At 69.6% G+C, this 19227-nt stretch carries 16 protein-coding genes; 9 read left to right on the top strand and 7 right to left on the bottom strand.

The genetic code is table 11. The features are described 5' to 3' along the window. Positions 1 to 41: 41 nt before the first annotated feature. Positions 42 to 1094, bottom strand: coding sequence for a hypothetical protein (locus F4X11_14355; GenBank protein ID MYN66190.1), 1053 nt, complete (start codon positions 1092 to 1094; stop codon positions 42 to 44). 310 nt (positions 1095 to 1404) lie between these two features. Here F4X11_14355 and F4X11_14350 point away from each other — a divergent pair, with 310 nt between their 5' ends. After that, positions 1405 to 2865 (top strand): serine hydrolase, encoded by a 1461-nt coding sequence (locus tag F4X11_14350; GenBank protein ID MYN66189.1) that lies wholly within the window; start codon positions 1405 to 1407, stop codon positions 2863 to 2865. Positions 2866 to 2877: 12 nt separating this feature from the next. On the opposite strand, the gene F4X11_14345 is transcribed toward F4X11_14350, so the two are convergent. After that, positions 2878 to 3351 carry an EVE domain-containing protein gene (locus F4X11_14345; GenBank protein ID MYN66188.1) on the bottom strand — a complete coding sequence of 158 codons (474 nt, stop codon included), beginning with the start codon at positions 3349 to 3351 and terminating at the stop codon, positions 2878 to 2880. 162 nt (positions 3352 to 3513) lie between these two features. On the opposite strand from F4X11_14345, the gene F4X11_14340 reads away from it, so the two are divergent. The 5 genes from F4X11_14340 (at position 3514) to F4X11_14320 (ending at position 8901) form a co-directional block, all read left to right on the top strand. Further along, the gene (locus F4X11_14340; GenBank protein MYN66187.1) at positions 3514 to 5145 is read left to right on the top strand and encodes an L-lactate permease; all 1632 of its coding nucleotides are present in this window, start codon (positions 3514 to 3516) and stop codon (positions 5143 to 5145) included. Between the two features lie 269 nt (positions 5146 to 5414). After that, positions 5415 to 6962: a sigma-54-dependent Fis family transcriptional regulator gene (locus F4X11_14335; protein MYN66186.1), complete on the top strand. Its 1548-nt coding sequence runs from the start codon at positions 5415 to 5417 to the stop codon at positions 6960 to 6962. Between the two features lie 258 nt (positions 6963 to 7220). After that, on the top strand, positions 7221 to 7877 hold the full coding sequence (locus tag F4X11_14330; GenBank protein ID MYN66185.1) for a PEGA domain-containing protein: 657 nt from the start codon (positions 7221 to 7223) through the stop codon (positions 7875 to 7877). A 14-nt stretch (positions 7878 to 7891) separates the two neighbouring features. Then, a complete protein-coding gene (locus F4X11_14325; protein ID MYN66184.1) occupies positions 7892 to 8512 on the top strand; it encodes a PEGA domain-containing protein in 621 nt (206 codons plus the stop codon). A gap of 32 nt (positions 8513 to 8544) precedes the next feature. Continuing rightward, a complete protein-coding gene (locus F4X11_14320; protein ID MYN66183.1) occupies positions 8545 to 8901 on the top strand; it encodes a hypothetical protein in 357 nt (118 codons plus the stop codon). Between the two features lie 45 nt (positions 8902 to 8946). Here the strand turns inward: F4X11_14320 and F4X11_14315 are convergent, their stop codons facing one another. The 4 genes from F4X11_14315 to F4X11_14300 all read right to left on the bottom strand — a co-directional run bounded on the left by F4X11_14315 (position 8947) and on the right by F4X11_14300 (position 13292). Further along, complete coding sequence (locus tag F4X11_14315) at positions 8947 to 9909, bottom strand: formylglycine-generating enzyme family protein (GenBank protein MYN66182.1); 963 nt, start codon at positions 9907 to 9909, stop codon at positions 8947 to 8949. Between the two features lie 4 nt (positions 9910 to 9913). Then, positions 9914 to 11533 (bottom strand): hypothetical protein, encoded by a 1620-nt coding sequence (locus tag F4X11_14310; GenBank protein ID MYN66181.1) that lies wholly within the window; start codon positions 11531 to 11533, stop codon positions 9914 to 9916. Positions 11534 to 11569: 36 nt separating this feature from the next. Next, a complete protein-coding gene (gene hspQ, locus F4X11_14305; GenBank protein ID MYN66180.1) occupies positions 11570 to 11893 on the bottom strand; it encodes a heat shock protein HspQ in 324 nt (107 codons plus the stop codon). Positions 11894 to 12146: 253 nt separating this feature from the next. After that, positions 12147 to 13292: a hypothetical protein gene (locus F4X11_14300; protein ID MYN66179.1), complete on the bottom strand. Its 1146-nt coding sequence runs from the start codon at positions 13290 to 13292 to the stop codon at positions 12147 to 12149. A 213-nt stretch (positions 13293 to 13505) separates the two neighbouring features. Between F4X11_14300 and F4X11_14295 the strand changes: the two genes are divergently transcribed. Next, positions 13506 to 14312, top strand: a complete 807-nt coding sequence (locus tag F4X11_14295; GenBank protein MYN66178.1) for a VOC family protein — start codon at positions 13506 to 13508, stop codon at positions 14310 to 14312. Between the two features lie 67 nt (positions 14313 to 14379). Here the strand turns inward: F4X11_14295 and F4X11_14290 are convergent, their stop codons facing one another. Further along, positions 14380 to 15366, bottom strand: coding sequence for a hypothetical protein (locus F4X11_14290; protein ID MYN66177.1), 987 nt, complete (start codon positions 15364 to 15366; stop codon positions 14380 to 14382). Between F4X11_14290 and F4X11_14285 the strand changes: the two genes are divergently transcribed. After that, the gene (locus tag F4X11_14285; GenBank protein ID MYN66176.1) at positions 15365 to 17377 is read left to right on the top strand and encodes a cyclic nucleotide-binding domain-containing protein; all 2013 of its coding nucleotides are present in this window, start codon (positions 15365 to 15367) and stop codon (positions 17375 to 17377) included. The genes F4X11_14290 and F4X11_14285 overlap by 2 nt on opposite strands. 229 nt (positions 17378 to 17606) lie before the next feature. Beyond that, the gene (locus F4X11_14280; GenBank protein MYN66175.1) at positions 17607 to 19178 is read left to right on the top strand and encodes a carboxypeptidase regulatory-like domain-containing protein; all 1572 of its coding nucleotides are present in this window, start codon (positions 17607 to 17609) and stop codon (positions 19176 to 19178) included. Positions 19179 to 19227 lie beyond the last annotated feature (49 nt).

Here is a 19227-nt window from a genome sequence, read left to right as displayed (position 1 = left end):
ATCGGCTCGCGGAGGGAACCGGTCTGCCGGAGGGCGTTCAGTCAGTCGTCTCGGCTGTGCCGGGATCTCAACTGGACGCGGAAGTCCATCACGTCCCGGCAATCCGTCAAGGCGTCCATAACGTCCTCGTCCGTCAGCCTCACCAGATCGACAGCGTCGAGCGTGGTGTCGCCGGCGGGGATACCACGCGAAGCCAGCGTCTTCCGAATGACGACGTTCAGAAGCCGGGCGCGGCCCTCGGCGATTCCTTCCTTCCGTCCCGCCGCACGCCCTTCGGCACGCTGCCGGCGCAGCCACGGCGTGTCGTCGGGGCCGGTGCCGTCGCGCGCGCCCAGTGTCCGGCCGACGCGCTCGAGGACCCGGGTGGTGGCCGCCGAGGGCAGACGCTCGTTCATGGCGGTGTGGATCTCCGCCGCGGTCCAGCCGGGGAAGGCACGGCTGACGTTGGTTGTCCGGAAGCGATCGCCGTCGAGCAGGTGGATGGTCAGCCCGGGCGTACGGCCCGCCGGGCGGCTCGGCGACGTCTGGTCGGGGACGTCCACCCACATCTCCGGGAAGCCCCACGCTTCGTAGAGGCCGAGCTTGCCGCGCCGCACGTCCGTGGTGTGATCCACCTCGACCACGACGTCCGGCAGGTCGTGCTCGCCGATGACCAGGTCGTGAACCGGCAGCCGGGCGCGACCCGGATACAGGTACGCCACCTGGTCAGCCTGGAGAATGCGCCACTTCTCGCCCCGTTCGTTGCGCAGGATCAGGTCCATGCTGCCGTAGCACTCGATGGGGGCGCCCCGGACGGCGGCAATCACCTGGCCCAGGGCGGCGAGCCGCTGCGACGGCTGCTCGTGCGTGCGGCTGGTCGGCTCGCACATCTTCCAGGCGGTTTCGGTGTCGGCGCTCCAATACTCGAACCGGCCCTCGTATGCCTCGACATCCTCCTTCGTCAAGCGAAACGGACGGCAGCCGGGGAACTCCGGCTCCGCCGACGGGCGGATTGAAGACGCCGGCCGGCCGCCGCCTGCGCCGCCTCCTCTTCGCGCGCTCTGGTCATATGGGGAATCGCAGGTGACGGTCTCGGCATCCGCCGGGCGGGGCATCGTTCTCTCCTTCGGGTGGGGGGCAGGGAGCGATTCAGAGTAACTGATGGCACGTGCACATTCAACCGGGTAGCGTGGTCCGCAGGACCGGACGCCCCACCTGTCGCCACGTGCGCGACGAGCCGTTTCACGGTCCTCACCTTGCGCGAGACACTGCGCAAGACCGGCCGGTGACGGCCCCCCGTTCGGATGCACGCACCCGGGCGGCACGGCGTAGAATGGGCGGGACGAACGCACGATGAAGGACCGGCAACGCGAGCGGGTCCGGCGGCCGCAAGGCCGCCGCGGCGCCGCCTGTATGGAGGCTTCGATGAGAAACGTTCTGGCCACGGCGATCGCGGGCACGCTGCTGTTCGGCGGCGTCGCCGGCGCGCAGCAGATGGAAACCTACGATTACTGGGAGCAGCAGCGGCGGATGGTCCGCCAGGGGCAGCAGGCCATCTTCATGTGCAACGGCCTGTTCACCTCGAACCGGACGCTCGAGCAGGTCTTCGCGCAGGAGCTCGCCTTTCTGCCGGAGCCGGTCGGGACGCCCGAGGGCGGCGACTACGTGGTCGACACCGCGCGCAAGGCGGTCGTGATCGGCAGCGGGCACGGCGCGCCGAAGATGCGGGCCGCGTTCCGCGAGGGCGTCGGCTGCGTGATCCTCGCGCCCGACCAGACGCTGGACGACATCGACGGCCTGCCGATCCTGGAGTTGCCGTACCCCGCGGGCGATGCGGCCGGGATCGCCTGGCCGGATGGCGACAAGGTCGAGCAGCGGCCGCTCCCGGCCCACGTCGACGCGGCGGCCCTGCAGGCGGCTTCCGACTGGGCGTTCGACCGCGAGTCGCCCGAGCAGGTGACGCTGAGCCTGCTGGTCGTCCACCAGGGCGAGATCATCCACGAGCGCTACGCGCCGGGCTTCGACATGACGACGCGGACGCGGACCTGGTCGACGGCCAAGAGCATCGCCTCGACGCTGATGGGGATGCTGGTCGACGAAGGGAAGCTGAAGCTCGACGCGCCGCTCGGCTACGACTTCTTCCCCGCGGCGGCGGCGCCGGACCAGGATCCCCGCTCGGAGATCACCCTCCGGCACGTGCTCAACATGTCGAGCGGTCTGGAGCCGGTCGACAACTCCGGGCGCGAGTACGCCATCGGGTCGGGGCTGTCGTACTGGGCCGGGACCAGCTCGGTGATCGGCGCGCGCAGCCGCGGCGCCATCCGCGAGCCCGGGACCAACTGGGACTACGAGAACTACGACACGCTGCTCGGCGTCTATGCCATGAAGCGCGCCCTGGGCAGCGACATGGCCTACCGCGAGTTTCCGCGGCGGCGGCTGCTGGACAAGATCGGGATGCGCAACACGCTGGTCAGCACGGACCGCTTCGGCGATTTCATCCTGAGCAGCCAGGTCTACACGAACGCGCGCGACCTGGCCCGCTTCGGGCTGCTCTACCTGCAGGGCGGCGTCTGGAACGGCGAGCGGCTCGTCTCCGAGGACTGGATCGACTTCGTCCGCACCCCGGCCCCCGCAACCGCCGCGACCGGCAACTTCTACGGCGGGCAGTTCTGGCTGGTGCCGGACGGGCGCACCGACGTGCCGAAGTCCGCGTACTCGACCTCCGGCAACCGCGGGCAGTACGTGGTCATCGTGCCGACGCACGACCTCGTCATCGTGCGGCGCGGGCTCGACTACGGGCGCCAGGGTTTCGACCGCTGGAGCCTGACCAGCGAGGTGCTCGAGGCGATCGGCACGCCGCCGACCCAGGAAGCGAACGGCAACTGACCGATCGGCGCCTCACGCCGATTTGCGCCGGCCGAGCGCGGCGACGATGTCGTACTCGGCCGGCGTGACCGGCTGGACGGAGAGGCGGCTGCCTTTCTTCGTCACCATCATCTCCTCGAGGCCCGGCGTCTTCTTCAGGGTCGCGAGGGAGATGGTGGCGGGGAACCGCTCGACGAACGCGACGTCCACCATGTACCAGACCGGCTTGGCCTCCGTGCTGCGGGCGTCGAAGTACTTGTGGCCGGCCTGCCACGCGTAGTGGTCGGGGTAGCCGGTGCGGCAGATCGAGGCGAGCCCGCTGACCCCCGACGGGTCCGCGTTCGACGCGTAGAACAGGACGCCGTCACCCTCCTGCATCACGTCGCGCATGAAGTTGCGCGCCTGGAAGTTGCGCACCCCTTCCCAGCAGGTCCGGCCGTCGCGTTCCAGGTCGTCTATCGCGTAGGCGGCCGGCTCGCATTTCATCAACCAGTGGCGTTGGGGCATTCCTGAAGCTCCGGGGAAGAAACGTGAGTAGGATAGCAGCCCTCCGTCCGGCGGGAGCAGCGGCGTTCGCGCCGTCGTACGCGTTCGGTCGCGGGCGCGGGGCCGTTCGCGGTCGGCGATTGTGGGCGGCGCGGCGGCGTTCGTGTGCTACAGTCTCGCCGCATGTGGGAACACAACTACACGCCGGTCGCTGAAAGCCTCGTCTACTCGACGCTCATCTCGGCCATTCCGCTGGGCGTTCTCTTCTACCTGCTGGGGGTCAGGCGGAAACCCAGTTGGGTAGCCGGCCTGAGCGGGCTCGGCGCCGCGCTCGTGCTGGCGATCGGCGTGTACGGCATGCCCGTTCCGCAGGCCGCCGCGTCGATGGTCCACGGCGCCGCGTTCGGGCTGTTTCCCATCGGCTGGATCGTCATTGCGTCGCTGATTCTCTACCGGGTGACCCTGGATACCGGCAAGTTCGAGATCATCAAGGACTCCATCGGCGCCCTGTCCGATGACCGCCGCCTGCAGGCGGTGCTGATCGGCTTCGCCTTCGGCGCCTTCATCGAGGGGGCGGCCGGGTTCGGCACCCCGGTGGCGGTAGCCGCGGCGATGCTGACCGGGCTCGGATTCCCCCCGTTCTACGCGGCGTTCATCTGCCTGCTCGCCAACACCGCGCCGGTCGCCTTCGGGTCCCTCGGTATCCCCGTCGTCACGTTGGCCAACGTCACCGGTCTGCCGGAGGCCGCGTTGAGCTCGATGACCGGACGGCTGTGCGGCCTGATCGCCATCGTCATCCCGGCCTACATGGTCGTCGTCATGTCCGGCGTGAAGCGCTCGGCCGAGGTGCTGCCGCCCATCGCGGCCTGCTCGCTCGCTTTCGCGGGCGTGCTGATCCTGGTGTCCAACACCGTCGGGCCGGAAGTGGCGGCCATCCTGGCCGCGATCGCCGCCCTGGTGGCGATGGTGCTCGTGATGAAGGCCTGGAAGCCGGCGCAGGTGTTCCGGCTGGAGGGCGACGTCGAGGTCGTCAAGCAGCACAAGACCTACACCGCCGGCCAGCTCGTCGGGGCGTGGGTGCCGTACATCCTGCTCGTCGTCTTCGTCCTGGCGTGGCGCTATCCGCCGATCCAGGGCGTGCTGAACCTGGTCAGCGTGCAGTTCGACGTGCCGGGGCTGCACAACACGATCATGCGCCTGCCGCCGCTGACCCCGGAGGCGTTGCCGTACGCGGCGTCCTACAATTTCAACTGGCTCTCGGCTGCCGGAACGTCCTGCTTCCTGGCCGCGTTCGCGGCGTCTCTCGTCCTCGGCATGTCGCCGGCCCGCTTCGTCGAGATCGTCAAGGCGGTGCTGACGCAGTTGCGGATGCCGCTGCTGACCATCGCGTCCGTGCTGGCGGTGGCCTACGTCATGAACTACGCCGGCATGACCACCACCCTCGGGCTCGCCTTCGCGGCCACCGGGGCGGTGTTCCCGTTCTTCAGCGCGATGCTCGGCTGGACGGGGGTCTTCCTGACCGGCAGCGACACCGCGTCGAACGCGCTCTTCGGCACGCTGCAGACGGTGACCGCCAACACGCTCGAGCTGAATCCGATCCTCACCGCCTCGACCAACTCGGCCACCGGGGTCATGGGCAAGATGATCTCGCTGCAGAGCATCGCGGTGGCGGTGGCCGCCACCGGCATGGCGTCGTCCGAGGAGGGCCGGCTGTTCCGGATCACGCTTCGGCACAGCATCATCCTCGCCGTGTTCATGGGGATCGTGACGATGATGTTCGCCTACGTGCTGCCGCAGCTCGTGCCGATGCCGTAGTCGGCTGCCGCCCGGAACGGGTCAGGACTGCGGGCGAAGGGCTGGGAGCTTGCGCCGCAGAACGCAGCGAAGCGAAGTTCTACGACGCAAGGTCATGGGGCGGAGGGGATGGGCCGAAACGCCTAACCGGAGAGGCGTTTCGGGGCGCTGGCTGGGCGGAGAGCGGGTCCGGAAGGGAACGGTCTCCGGGCAGCCGGTCCGTGCGCATCGCGGCTGCGGGGCAGGGCGGTTGGCGCCGCCTGCCCCGTAGCCGGTCGGTTCCCCGCATCATGCCGCTTTTCCGAACCGAGGAACGCCGCGCCATCGAGTCGCTGGCGCGGCTCGCCGACTGCAACCCGTTCTCGCCGGCCTTCGTCGAGGGCGAACGGGAGATTCTCGGTCCCGACCACGCTCCCGCCGGCGCGGTCTGGAGCCTGCGCACGGAGCCGGGGACGGTGAGCTCCGGTCTGGAGAGCGTCGGCGTGGTCGCCGAGCGAGCGGCGCGCGACGCCCGGGAGCGCCTGCTGCGCCGTCCGTCCGCGACCACCGACGAGCTGCGCCTCTATGCGTCGCTTGTCATCTTTACCCTGTACCAGCGTTACGCCGAGCCGCTGCACGAGCTCCACCTCGACCCGGAACGGGCCAAACGGCGGGTGGCGTGCTACCGGGCGTTCCGGCGTGATCTCGATCACTTCCTCCTCGCGGATCGGCTGTCCCTGCCGCAGCGCGTCGATCCTGCGCACCTGTTCGCCTGCTTCTACCAGGTCCGGCGCGCCTTTCACCTCATCCACCGGCACATCGTCGGAGCCTCCGCGCCCGCGGCCCGTCTGCGCGCCGCCGTATGGCAATCGATCTTCACCCACGACATGCGGCGGTACTGGCGCTGGCTCTACGACCGGATGCACGACGTGACGACGCTGATCACCGGCCCGTCAGGGACCGGCAAGGAGCTTGTCGCGCGGGCGATCGGCCTGTCGCGCTACATCCCGTTCGACCCCGAGCGGGAGACGTTCACGGCGACCCTCGACGGGGCGTTCCACGCCCTGAACGTGTCGGCGCTGTCGCCCACGATCATCGAATCGGAGCTGTTCGGCCACCGCAGGGGCGCCTTCACGGGTGCGGTCCAGGATCGCGTCGGCTGGCTCGAGGCGTGCCCGCCGTTCGGCGCGGTGCTGCTCGACGAGGTGGGGGAGATCGACGCCGCGATCCAGGTCAAGCTGCTGCGCGTCTTGCAGACCCGCGAGTTCGCGCGTATCGGCGAGACCGCGCCGCGTGCCTTCCAGGGCAGGCTGATCGCCGCCACCAACCGCGACCTGGCGGCCGAGATGCAAGCCGGCCGGTTCCGCGAGGACCTCTACTACCGTCTCTGCGCGGATCTGATCGTCACCCCGTCGCTGCGGGAGCAGCTTCACGACGCGCCCGATGAGCTGCGCAACCTGGTGGTGTTCGTCAGCGAGCGCGTGGTCGGTCCCGACGGCGCCGCCGAGCTCGCCGATGAGGTGCTGGTGTGCGTCGCGCGCGACCTCGGCCCCGACTACGCGTGGCCCGGCAACGTCCGCGAGCTGGAGCAGTGCGTCCGCAACGTGCTGGTGCGCAAGGAGTACCGCCCGCCCGCGGCGCCCTCGCGCGGGCCGGCCGACGATCTCGCGGCGCAGTTGGGTGACGGAAGACTCACCGCAGAGGAGGTCCTGCGGCGCTACTGCACCATCGTCTACGCGCGCACCGGCAGCTACCAGGAGACGGCGCGCCGTCTGGAGCTGGACCGCCGGACAATCAAGCGGCACATCGACCCCGAGCTGCTCGCGCGGCTGACGGACCCGTCCAAGACATCGGCCTGACCACGACCTCCTGACCGCGGAGCTGCCCCCGGATTTCCAGGTCCGATCCAGTCGCCGACACCCGCAGGCGCTTGACGCCCTTGGCGACCCGCTCGTTCGGGGGCGCTGATACAGATGTACGCAGAATGACGATGGGCGCACATTACATGTCCGTTGTGTAGATCAACACACGATCACTCGGCACCGCCTCATCCGCGACGAAATCCTGTAACCCATGTAAATGGAGTTACTTGTATCCGCCACCGTGCGCTTGGCATCGTGCATGCTGCCTCGTTTGTTCGAATCGGCAATGTGGAGGCACAGATGGGACGGCGGTGGAACTGGCTGGCGACATGGCGCCAGTGGGAATCGGACTGGACGTGTATGGGGTGTGAGATGAGCCGACATCGGTTGCTCGAGGTGAGACCGGCGGGCGGTGGGCAGACATGGCACGCGCTCCGGGTTCTCGCGACTCGTGCACTCGGACGTGCGGCGTTGCTCGCGGTGGTGCTTGTCTCCTCTGTCGGATGCGCGAGCATGCATCACGGACGCACGCAACACGTGATCGTGACGTCGGAGCCGCCCGGGGCGCAAATCTTCGCCAACGATGAACCCGTGGGTGTTACTCCGGATGTCGTGACTGTGAACCGCGGCGGCACGGTGCTTCGGCTCGAGAAGAGCGGCTTTCATTCCGAGGAAGTTCGGATGCCGCGCGGGCCTAGCGCCTGGCTGGCCGGCAGCTTGCTGTTGGCGGCCCCTTTTGTCGTTGCAGGCTCGTACTGGTTGTCGGGGGCGATTCTGACCATTGTTACCGACCTCGGAACGGGCGCGGCCTGGAAGTTCCCGGAAAGAGCAGGGGCCGCGCTCGAGCCCGCGGCCGAAGTCGCGGCTCACGCTCTGGTCGGTGTGAACGGCGAAGTGGAAGTAGAGCCCTGAGGAGGTATGTCGAGATGGATTCGAATCTGCCGCCGAACGCTTGGCTCATAGCGTCGGCGGTGCCTTGCCGCGTGTCGTGCGTGCTGCTGGCGGCCTGCCTGGCCTCCTCCGGGTGCGCCACCGTCATCAACGGCTCGACGCAGCGCGTGGCTGTCGCGTCGGAGCCGCCCGGAGCGCAGTTGTACGTGAACGATGCCCCGGTGGGTGTGACGCCCGCCTTCGTCGACGTTCCGCGCCGCGATCCAGACCTCGAGCTGCGATTGGAGAAGGACGGCTACGAGCCGGCCACGCTGCCGCTGGAGCGCTCGCGCAGCGGTTGGATTGCCGGCAACGTGCTGTTGGCGGGCGTCCCGTTCAATGACTACGGGGTCGGGCAGTGGGTCGGCGCCATGGCGATGGCGCCATGGCGATGTACGGGGTTCTGGGGTGGTTGCAGGACGTCGGGTCCGGTGGCGGCTACAAGCGACCAAGTCTGGTACGTACAAGGCTTACTCCCATCCGGGCCGCGAATGAGGAGAGCGCCGAACCAGGACGTGACCCGTGGGCGCGTCCCGCCGGCGCGCCGACGACTACGAAACCCGGGTCACGCAACCGGCTCATACCGAGGCAGCATGCGGACAGGGTCCGTCGCCTGACCGGCTGGGATTGATGAGCGCTCGAGCAGCACGTGACTGGCGGCACGGTTTTACGCTATCGTGAAGACATGGCGGATCTGTTCCGGATGCTGACCCTCGACGGCCAGGTGGTTGGGGCCGGCATGCTGGTGGCGCTCGTGTGGCTCGTGATTACGGTGAAGGGGCTCGATACCAAGGTCACTGCGCTCGACGCCAAGGTCAGCGGGGTCGCCAACACGGTTACGGACCTCGTTGCCAAGGTGGCCGGGCTCGACACCCGAGTTGCGGCGCTCGAAGTACAGGTTGGGAGGCTCGACACTCGAGTCGCCGGTCTTTCCGACGATGTCGGCGTGTTGCGCGGCCGCCAGGAAGAACGGGACCAGTCGTCTGCTCTCGACGGCGCGCGATGATCCGGACGTCGTCGATATGGATGGGAGTGCTCGCGCGCCGCAGTGCTACGAGGCTCCGTGAGTCCGTCGGGGCGCCGGCGTGATGACGATGCGGAAGCCGATGAACGGCCGGCGCACGCCGGGATCGGCGCCGCCCCGCACGGCAGCCCGTACGTTGCCCTCCGGCTCCATGAAGGAGCCGCCGCGCATGACGAAGAGCGCATCGGCCGCGAGGTCGGCGTCGTCGTTTGCCTCGTCGTAGGGGTAGGGTTGGTACGGGCTCCGCGTGAGCTCCCAAACGTTGCCGCTCATGTCGCTGAGTCCGAACGGGCACTCCGGGCAGTCGAAGCTGTCAACCGGCGTCGGGCCGGCCGCGCCGCCGAAGTTGGCCCGGTCGCGTCGCGGGACCTCGCCCCACGGGTAGACGCGCCCGTCGGCGCCGCGAGCCGCCTTTTCCCACTCCGCCTCGCTCGGAAGCGTGATGCGCCAACCGGCGTCGAGCCATCGCCGCAGGACCGCTGGCGTGTCGGGCCACTCCTGGAGCGTCGCCTCCAGCCACCGGCAGTAGGCCAGCGCATCGGGCCAGGAGACGGAACCGACCGGGTGGTCGGGGGAGCCGCGCGGCGTTTCCGGCGCGAACGCGGCGCCGGCGGCGTCGGCGAAGGCGCGGAACTGCGCCACGGTGACCTCGTAGCGCCCGATGGCGAACGCGGGAAGATCGACGGCGCCCTGGGCCCGGCCGGTCGACCAGCGCTCGTTCTCGAACGCCCGCGGGTCGACGGCCGGGTCGCTGCCCATGGTGAACGGTCCGGCGGGGATCTCGACGAAACCGAGCAGATCGTCGTCCGGGAGGAACCACGCGTCGGCGCGGAAGCCGCCGAGTGACTCCGGCAGCGCCGGCAACGGCCCGCCAGGCGATCCCGACGGTCGCCGTTCGCAGGCCGCGGCGGCGGTGAGGACGGCCGCGGCGAGGACGAGCGCCAGCGCTGCGGCGAGCTTGCGCCGGCTCGCGTGAAGTGGGTTGCGCACCTGTCTATCGCCTCGCCTCGTCGCAGGCGAACGTCCAGCCGTGCGCGCATGCCCGGGTCTGCAACTCCGCCTCGGACATCTCCATCAGGTTGCTTCCGCCCTCCCGCAACAGGAGCCGCAGGTCGAGCGTCTTCGGCGGCGCCCGGTACGCGCTGACCTCCGCCAGGAGGTTGAGGCAGGCCGGCCGAAAGCGCAGCTCGCACGCCCGCGAGAAGTAGTCGAGCCCCAAGGCCGCGTCCGCCGCGACGATCGCGCCGTCGGTGTAGTGCCGCCCCAGCTCGTTGCAGGCCCAGGCCGAGGCGTCCACGCAGTAGGATGCCTCGATCTGCAGGAGCCGCTCGCAGGCCTGCGGCCGTCCTTCCGCGCACGCCTGCTCCCAGAACGGCACGGTGTCGCCCCGATGACGGCCGTCGGTGGCGCCGATCAGGGTCATCACGACGAAGAAGGCGATCCAGACCGCCATCTGCGCCAGGTTGGCGTTCGGCCGCGCCAGGCGCCCGGCGATGCGTCCGAGCGACGCGCGCGTCTCGAGCGCCGCCGCCACCCGGTCTATCCGGCGCACGCTCAGGTTGAGAAGCGGTACGGACAGCAGCTTGTCGTAGAACGTGGGCGCCCCGAACGCACCCAGCAGGGTATAGAGGACGAAGACCCCCACACCGTACAGGACGCCGAAGATGGTCTTGCCCACCGGCGTCCGGGGCGAGGTGGACGGGTCCGTGACCAGCAGGTGCAGGCCGAGAAAGACGGCGGTCGGGATCTCGGAGTCGATGAAGTAGGGCACTCCGGTGGCCGCCGCGTAGAGCGCGCTCAGGCCGAACAGCACCACCGCCGCCGATCCGGCCACCAGGGTGATCGCGAAGCGGTACATCACGACCAGGCCCGCGAGGAAGAGGAACACGTAGATCCGCGGCGCCAGGGTGAGTGTCGTAGCGATGTCCTCGCCCCAGGTGAGCGGCGTCGTGCCGGTCGCGATCAGCACCACCGAGAAGAGCCCGAGCGAGAACGCGGACGGGTTGAAGATGTGCACGCGTCGCCCGTCGCGCTCCCACCGCACGAACGCCTTGCCGAGGAACCCCACCGCGATCATCAGGAACTGCAGGTGGAACCAGTCGTCGCGGAACCAGAGGAACAGGTTCGTGCTGAAGATGATGGGGAACGGTCCGAAGCCCAGCGTGTACCGCTCGCGGCGCGACCAGGCGAGCAGCAGGTCGAAGGCGTAGGCGAAGACGAGCTGCCCGGCCAGGAGCCAGGCGTGGTCGTAGACCGGCCGCCAGTACCAGCCCCAGTAGGCGAATACCGAGAGCTGCACCGCCGCCTGGACGTAGTGCTGCGGGCGCAGGACCGTGTCGATCGCGGGCCGGGTCTCTTCCCGCCGGCGCAGCAGGAAGAGTACCGCCTGCCATGCCAGCAGCGCGGCCGCGGCGCTCCAGAAGGACTGGGCGAGCACCGGATGCGCCTGGATCCGCGGGACCAGGGAGATCGGCAGCAGCGCGAGCGCCAGCGCCAGCGGGATGCCGAAGACGCTGGCCGGCGGTGCGGCGAGGCCGGGAGCGCGATGCGGCGCCGGGACGGGCGCGCCGGAGCGGCGGTCCCTGGGGCGGGCGCGGCGGCGGGCGGCAGGCATCGGTCGGCAGTTGGGCGGCCGGGCGGACTGCGCGGCCTACTGCACGGCGTCGCGCGGCAGGTAGCGCCCCTCGCGCCAGGCGCCGCAGAGCGCATGCACGAGCGGGTGGCGGACGGGCCTGCCCTCGGCGTCCGGCTCCAGGTGCCGTTCCGCCACGTACGTCGTGTGCTGCGCGCCGTCCACCAGGACGTGGTACCAGGGACGGTCCTTCGGCGGGCGCGAGCGGGCCACCTGCTCGTACCATTCCTCGCTGCCCTGAAAGCTAGCGTCGACGTCGAACACCACGCCCCGGTAGTCGAACCGGACGTGATGGACGATCTGGCCGACGAAGAACCTGGCGGTCCGCTCGATGTCGCTCATCTTCGTGCTGCTCGGGATGCGAAGTTCCCGGTTCGTTCCGGGTAGGATAGTCGACACGATGGAAACAGGCGCCTCCTTCGGCTGGGTCGTGCCGGCCACGGCCGTCTGCGTCGTCGTGGGCTTCGCGGCCTTCGCCCTGTGGTTCGTCCTGCGGTACGACCGCGAGCACCACGACGATTGAGCGCGCCCTCGCGGGCGCGTTGGGAGTTTCGCCGGGGCGAAACTCCTTGCGGCGGATGCCCTGGGCAGACTCCTAGTTGAGGCGGTCGAATTTCTGGATCCGCTGTCCGACGTTCACCTCCGTCGTATAGAGGTTGCCGGCCGAGTCGATGGCTACGTTGTGCAGCCGGTAGAACTCGCCGGCGTACTTGCCCAGCCGGCCGAAGTGGTCGACCACGGTCAACGAGGCGCGGTCGAGGATCCAGACCACGTTGTTCGTGCCGTCGGGAACGAACAGCCAGCGCTGGTCGGGGTCGACGGACAGCGTGACGCCGGAGGCCGAGCCGCTGCCCAGCGTCTCGGGCCGGATGAACGCCTCGCGCACGAACGTGCCGTCCTTCAGGAAGACCTGCAGGCGATCGTTGGTCCGGTCCGCCACGTAGACGAGGCCGTCGGCGGCGATCGTCACGTCGTGCACCGGGCTCCGGTAGTGGCGGATCGGCTCGGCTTGCGGATCGTACGGCGGCAGCTCCGTGTCGTCGGGGCGCTCGCCGTAGGCGCCCCAGTGGCGCTTGTACTCGCCGCTGTCGGCGTCGAAGACGATGATCCGCCGGTTGCCGTAGCCGTCGGCGACGTATACCTCGTTGGCTTCCGGGTCAACGCGAATTCCGGCCGGCCGGCCCAGGTTCTCGGTGTCGTTGCTGCCGCGGCTCTCGCCGGGACTCCCGATCTGCATCAGGAACTCGCCGTCGGCGGTGAACTTCAGGATGTGCGCGTCGTCGGCCGCGTTGCCGCCGATCCAGACGTGACCCTCGTGGTCGATGTGGATGCCGTGCTCGCCCGCCGGCCAGTCGTAGCCCTCTCCGGGACCGCCCCACGAGCGGAGCACGGAGCCGTCCTGCGCGAACTCGATGACCGGCGGGGCCGGCGTGCAGCACATGCCTTCCTCGCCGCGCTGGCGCGCGTCCAGAGTCAGCGGCCGATGGAGGAGCCAGATGTGGTCGTCGGCGTCGACCGCCACACCGGCCGCCTGGCCCAGCATCCAGTCGTCCGGCAGCGATGGCCAGAAGGGATCGACGCGGAATTGCGGGATGTCCGCCGCTTGTTCGGCCTGCCCGGCGGCCTCCGGTGCGCCGGACGGCGCGGCCGGCGCACTTGCGCCCGCCAGGACCGTCCACACCGCCGCCGCGCCGAGCGTCGCCGCAACCTGCCGCACGCGTCCGTTCCTGCTGTCAGTCATGTCGTTCCCTCCCGTGGCCCGGCCGGTGCCCCGCCGCTCACGAGCACGATACACTAGGAGCCTGCGCCGTAGAACGGTGCACACTCCTGGTCCGGCCCGGCCGGGCGGCAAGCGGAGCCGCAGGCGACGGTTGTCGGGCCAGGTGACCGTGAGACTCGGCGAACTCCGCGGCGTTCCCGCTCCGCGCGCCGCGCCGCCAAAGGAGAACCGACCATGAGGCTGCTGCTGACGTCCACCCTGGTTCTTGCGCTCGCCGCCGCGCCCCCCGCCGAGGCCCAGCTCGCGACGCCGAACGCCAACGGCATCACTTTCGGCCACGTCAACCTGAACGTGACCGACATCGAGGCGCACAAGAAGATCTGGGTCGAGTGGTTCGGCGGCGAGGTCGTCCAGAAGGGGCTGCTGACCGCCATCAGGCTGCCGAACTTCCTGATCGTGCTGACCGAGCAGGAGCCGACCGGACCCACCCAGGGCTCGGTCATGGACCACTTCGGCTTCAAGGTGCGCAACACCGCCGAGTTCGTCGAACGCTGGACCGGCGCCGGGATGGAGGCGGGGAACATCTTCACCGGCGCGGAGGGGATGCCGAACGCCTACGTCATGGCCCCCGACGGCGTCTGGGTGGAGCTGCAGGAAGATCCGTCCCTGCACGTTCCGATCGCCGGCTATCACATCCACTTCTGGACGCCGGAGCACGAGGAGCTGCTCGCCTGGTACTCTGAGGTGTTCGACCTTCGCATACGCCCGCGCGGCCGGATTCAGACGACGACCGACGTGCCCGGGATGAACATGAGCTTCGCGGGAACGGACGAGGCGACCGCGCCGACCCGCGGCCGCGCCCTCGATCGCATCGGCTTCGAGGTGGACGACCTGAAGGCGTTCTCCGAGAGGCTGAAGGCGAAGGGAGTCGAGTTCGACGTCGAGTACCGCGAGGTCGAGGGCAAAGGGCTGAAGAACGCGTTCCTGACCGACCCGGCCGGCACCTACATCGAGTTGACCGAAGGCTACGACGAGTACTGACGCCGGGCTCGACCGGGGGGCGCCGCCTGCGACAACCGTAGTCCGCATCGCTGGCCGGTGTCCGGGATTAGCGGGTGACGGACTCCGGCGCACCCAACGCGGCCACCGCCGCCGTCCAGCGCGCGTCGAAGTCCGCCCACCGGCGTTCCTCCTCGTCGGTGGAGTGGCCGACCGGCAGCTCGACGATCTGCGGCGGCGGGTCCATGTGGTTGGCGATGGCGTACACCGTGGCCGCGGGAACCACGTCGTCACGGCGCGCGACGCCGATCAGCGTGGGGCAGGCGATGCGGTCGGCGATGTTGACGGTGTCGAAGTAGCGCAGCGTCGCCGTCGCCGCCGCTTCCAGGCGGGGGTGCCGGGCCAGGTGCTCGTTGACTTCCTGGCCGGACCCGCGCGTCACCAGTTGCCGGCGTCCTTCGAGCCAGCCGAAGGTCGGGAGCGCCACGGCCAGGTATTTCGCACGCGAGGTCAGTCCCTGCGCCAGCAGCGCGAGCGCGCCGCCGTAGCTTCGTCCGTGGAAGACCACGCCGCCGCGGCCGGCGCCGAGCCGTTGCGCCACCTCGGCGGCCCGCACGTAGTCGCAGACGGCGCCGCGCAGGATGGAGGTCCGCGGGTCGGTCAGGCCGGTCAGGATGTAGCCGCGCGGGTCGACCGGACAGGCGGCACGGGACAGTCCGAAGCCGCGCACGTCGAAGCAGAAGAGGTCGGCGCCGCAGGTCGCGGTGTGGCGGGCTTCCAGCACCGGATTAGACTGGCCGTTGTAGCCGTGCGTGGTGACGACCAGCGGCCGGCGGGCAGGCCGGCGCCGAGCCGCCGTGTCGTCCGTGTCGTCGAGCGTGATCAGGAAGCCCTGGATGTCGCAGGCGCCGAACGATGCGAAGCGCACGGGGGCGATTCGCGCCCCTTCCGGCGAGGTGACGGCGAGTCCGAGCTGCGGGTTCGCGGGAACCCTGGCGAGGGTCGCCAGCGTGTCCCGCCAGAATGGAAAGAAGCCGTCGGGTCTGGCCAGCGGCGGGCGGATCGTCCGCACCGCGGAAGCGTCGTAGGCGCGCATGGACGTGACGAGTGTGACGAACGCGACACGAGAGTGTATCGCTTCCGTTCGGGCGCGGTCGTCGTGGCTCGACGGGGACGGCGAGCTGCCGTGGGACCGTCTGGCCGCACTGGCCGAAGAGCGGCGCTTCGCCGCCGACGGCGTCCTGACGCGGCAGTTCGCGCCCGCCCGGCACCTTTTCCTGGTGGCCGAAGGGACCGTCCGGTTCCAGCTTCGCCTCGAGGAAGGCAACGAGGATCTGGACGTCGGGGAGCGATCGACGCCCTGGACGGCGGTCGGCTGGTCCGGGTTCCGCGACCTGCGGCGCTACGCGACGACGGTGGTCTGCACCCGGGCCTGCCGCACGCTGCGCTTCGAGCACGGGCCCCTCGCCGCGCTCTTCGAGGAGGAGCCGCGGTTGGGCGTCGTCTTTCTCGAGGGGATTCTCCGCCAGTGCTTCGAGCGTCTGGCCGACATGCGGGCGCGGCTGACCGCCTACTCGCAGACGCCGGTGAACTTCGCGCGGGCGCTGCAGGATGAAGGAGAAGAGGAGGCCTACAACCGGGCCCCGCCCCCACTGATCGAGCTGCTGCGACGGTCGGCCTTCTTCGCCCCGCTCGACGAGGAGCAGTTGCGGCTGTTCGCCGGCGCCGTCGAGAGCCGCTATTTCTGCCGCGGCGAGCCGATAGTGCAGCAGGGGAGTCCCGAGTCCGGCCTGTGGGTGCTGGCCACCGGCCGCGTCGCGTTGAACTACAGCCCGCCCTCGACGGACGAGGCGTTCGCGTTGCGAACGATCTCCGAGCCCGGCTCGGTCGTCGCGATAGCGGGGCTGCCGGGGGTGGATGCGCACGGCGCGTCCGTGGTCGCGACGCGCGACTGCACCGTCTATCGCATCGATACCGAGCGGTTGGGTCAGGTCCTGCGGGACGATCCGTCGCTGGCTCTGGCGCTGGTGCGCCGCGTGCTGTGGCTGGCGTCCATGCATCTGCGCGCCGCGCGCGCCCTGTTCATCTCGCGCCGCTTCGAGAAAGAGCGGCTGGCCGTCGGCAACCTGCTCGAGCAGAGTTGCACGCAACTGAGCGTCCACTCGCCCCTGCACACCGTGCCGCACCTGCTCGGGAGCCAGCTCACCGTGGGCGAGGCCTTCGCGATCATCGAACGCATGGCGGGCCGCGGCGACGCCCTCGAGCGCAGCCTGGCGGAGCTGTGCCAGGAGATGCTGCGCGACGTGAGGCGCGAGCACGAGTTCTTCGAGGCGCTGCGCCGCGTCTATCACGCCGTGGTGACCGCGCCCGAGCAGATGCCGGCCCGCGACGTCCGCAAGCTCTGCGCGCGCGGGTTCCAGCAGGCGTTCCGCCGCGTGCGCTATGTCGTCGAAGGAGAGGAGAACCTGCCGCCGGCCGCCGGCCAGATCTTCATCTTCAACCACCTGAAGAACCACGAGCACAACACGCTGCCCAACAACTTCCAGCTCACGCTGGACTCGCACTTCGTCAGCGCGATGATCCTCGACCGGCGCTACGGCGACGGCGGCATCCGCGTGGTCCGCCACAGCCGCGGCTCGGAGTACGGCCACCAGGCGTACTACGACCGGCTGGGGCACATCGCCGTCTACACGCACGAGTCCGACCGGATCGAGGAGACGCCGGAGGAGCGCCAGACGCGCCAGAACGAGTTCTTCGAGACCGCGGGCGGCTACCTGCGGGCCGGCACCAACCTGATTCTCAGCCCGGAGGGGACGAGCTACTGGACCGAAGACTCGCCGGGCCCGTTCAAGCCGGGCGCCTTCCGTCTGGCCGCGAGCGTGGAGCCCGAGCCGCTGATCGTGCCCGTCGCCGTCGCGCACTTCGACCGGCGGATTCACTCGACGGTCTGCGCGGCGGTGATCAAGCGTCCGTTCAGGGTGTCCGACGTCCTGCCCGACCCCCGCGATCGGGAGCGGGTGCGGGCCTTCCTCGTCGACCTGCGGAAGACCTACCACGGCTGGGTCGAGGAGGCCCGGCGGCTCGCGGGTGCGGCGGCCGGGTCGTGACGCGCGACGGCGTCCGGCCCGTTCCTACCGATTCTTGGATCCCCCGCTACCACGCATTGGATCCGAACGGCGCCGACACGACGCCACAGTGCGCGCGAGAAGCGCACCAGGCGAAGTAAGGGCTCACTGCGGCGGCGCCGAAGCGACCCGGCGCCGATCTGCGCCCGGGTGGCATCGTCCTTGCTAACCCGCAAGGCGATGGCAGGCCGCCGCGGACGACGATGTCGGGATGCGGGACATCGGCGCGTTCCGGTCCGCGTGGGGAGGCGGGTCGGTGCGGGTGTTGGCCGCGCGGTCGAGAGGGGCCGGCGCCGTCGAGGTCTCCGGCCCTGAATTCTCCGCATCCGCGTCGAGGAGGACAACCATGAGACGTTCACGCACGGTCGTCGCTGCGCTGCTGGCCCTGTCGGTGGGAGCGGGCACGGCGACGGCCCAGACCATCACCGGGCTGGTGACCGACAACACCGGCGGCATCCTGCCCGGCGTCACCGTCGAGGCGGCGAGCCCGGCGCTCATCGAAGGGAGCCGCATCGCGTTCAGCGACGGGGCGGGCCGGTACACGCTGATCGACCTGCGGCCGGGCGTCTACACGCTGACGTTCAGCCTGCCGGGCTTCTCGACCGTCGTGGTCGAGGGGCAGGACCTGCCGGCCGACTTCACGGCGACCGTCAACGCCGAGCTGTCGGTGGGCGCGCTCGAGGAGACGGTCACCGTCTCCGGCCAGGCGCCGCTGGTCGACGTCCAGTCGACGGCCCGGGCCGAGGTGCTCGACCGCGAGATCCTCGACGCCATTCCGACCGGCAACACGCTGCAGTCGACGGCGCAGCTCATCACCGGCATCAAGATGAACCGCCCGGAGGTGGGGCTGACGACGGCGGCCCAGCAGACCTACATGTCGGTGCACGGGATGAGCCCGTCGCAGGTGACGATCCAGGTCGACGGTCAGAACATGAACAGCATCGGCGGCGACGGGGCCGTCCAGAGCTACCACAACCACCTGGCGAACCAGGAGATGGTGTACGAGACCAGCGGCATGAGCGCCGAGACCTCGGGCGGCGGCGTGCGCATCAACATGGTCCCGCGCGAGGGAGGCAACCAGCAGAGCGGTCAGCTCTGGTTCGGCGGCAGCCACGACAGCCTGCAGCGCGACGGTCTCGAGAGCCTCTCGCAGGAGGTGCAGAACCGCGGCGTCACCTCTACCGAGGGCATCTCGATGATGTACGACATGAACCTCGTGCACGGCGGGCCGCTCGTGCGCGACCGGTTCTGGTACTTCGGCAGCGTCCGGAACTTCCAGATCGACAAGAAGGTGACGAACAGCTTCTGGCGCTTCGACCCGAACGGGTCGGTTCCGAACAACTGGTACTATGCCGCCCCGCGCTGGTTCGACCCCGACCCGCAGAAGCTGGACGGCACCAACGGCACCGAGCGGATCCCGGGCGTCGACGAGAACACGATCTCGAGCGCCCTGCTCCGCCTGACCTTCCAGGCGAGCCAGAACAACAAGTTCTCGGCGCACATCGACCGGGTCTTCAAGGAGCGCTACGCCAACCACGGCTCGAACGACGACATCGCCACCGCCGGCCGCTGGCAGGGCTCGCCGATCTACTACACCGGCAGCGCCAAGTGGACGTCGACGCTCAGCAGCCGCCTGCTGCTCGAGGCGGGCTATTCGACCAACGTCGAGAACTGGAACCAGCAGGATCCGCCCGGCGGCGTCAACGCCCTGGGCCAGGATCTGACGCAGGACCGGGCGGCGGGCTGGCTGCCCTGCCACGCGACCCCCTGCTTCGAGAACTAGTGTCCGACAGAAAACCCCGCAAGTGGTTGATTCTACAGGATATCTCTCG

It is taken from the genome of Acidobacteriota bacterium (genome assembly GCA_009861545.1).
Classification (GTDB): Bacteria; Acidobacteriota; Vicinamibacteria; order Vicinamibacterales; family UBA8438; genus WTFV01.
Note: the sequence above shows the minus strand (reverse complement) of the source record. Positions and strands in the feature narration are given on the sequence as shown.

Coding starts and splice junctions, on each gene's coding strand:
- F4X11_14355 (MYN66190.1), bottom strand. CDS start 1,094: ATGCCCCGCCCGGCGGATGCCGAGACCGTCACCTGCGATTCCCCATAT.
- F4X11_14350 (MYN66189.1), top strand. CDS start 1,405: ATGAGAAACGTTCTGGCCACGGCGATCGCGGGCACGCTGCTGTTCGGC.
- F4X11_14345 (MYN66188.1), bottom strand. CDS start 3,351: ATGCCCCAACGCCACTGGTTGATGAAATGCGAGCCGGCCGCCTACGCG.
- F4X11_14340 (MYN66187.1), top strand. CDS start 3,514: ATGTGGGAACACAACTACACGCCGGTCGCTGAAAGCCTCGTCTACTCG.
- F4X11_14335 (MYN66186.1), top strand. CDS start 5,415: ATGCCGCTTTTCCGAACCGAGGAACGCCGCGCCATCGAGTCGCTGGCG.
- F4X11_14325 (MYN66184.1), top strand. CDS start 7,892: ATGGATTCGAATCTGCCGCCGAACGCTTGGCTCATAGCGTCGGCGGTG.
- F4X11_14310 (MYN66181.1), bottom strand. CDS start 11,533: ATGCCTGCCGCCCGCCGCCGCGCCCGCCCCAGGGACCGCCGCTCCGGC.
- hspQ (MYN66180.1), bottom strand. CDS start 11,893: ATGAGCGACATCGAGCGGACCGCCAGGTTCTTCGTCGGCCAGATCGTC.
- F4X11_14300 (MYN66179.1), bottom strand. CDS start 13,292: ATGACTGACAGCAGGAACGGACGCGTGCGGCAGGTTGCGGCGACGCTC.
- F4X11_14295 (MYN66178.1), top strand. CDS start 13,506: ATGAGGCTGCTGCTGACGTCCACCCTGGTTCTTGCGCTCGCCGCCGCG.
- F4X11_14285 (MYN66176.1), top strand. CDS start 15,365: ATGGACGTGACGAGTGTGACGAACGCGACACGAGAGTGTATCGCTTCC.
- F4X11_14290 (MYN66177.1), bottom strand. CDS start 15,366: ATGCGCGCCTACGACGCTTCCGCGGTGCGGACGATCCGCCCGCCGCTG.
- F4X11_14280 (MYN66175.1), top strand. CDS start 17,607: ATGCGGGACATCGGCGCGTTCCGGTCCGCGTGGGGAGGCGGGTCGGTG.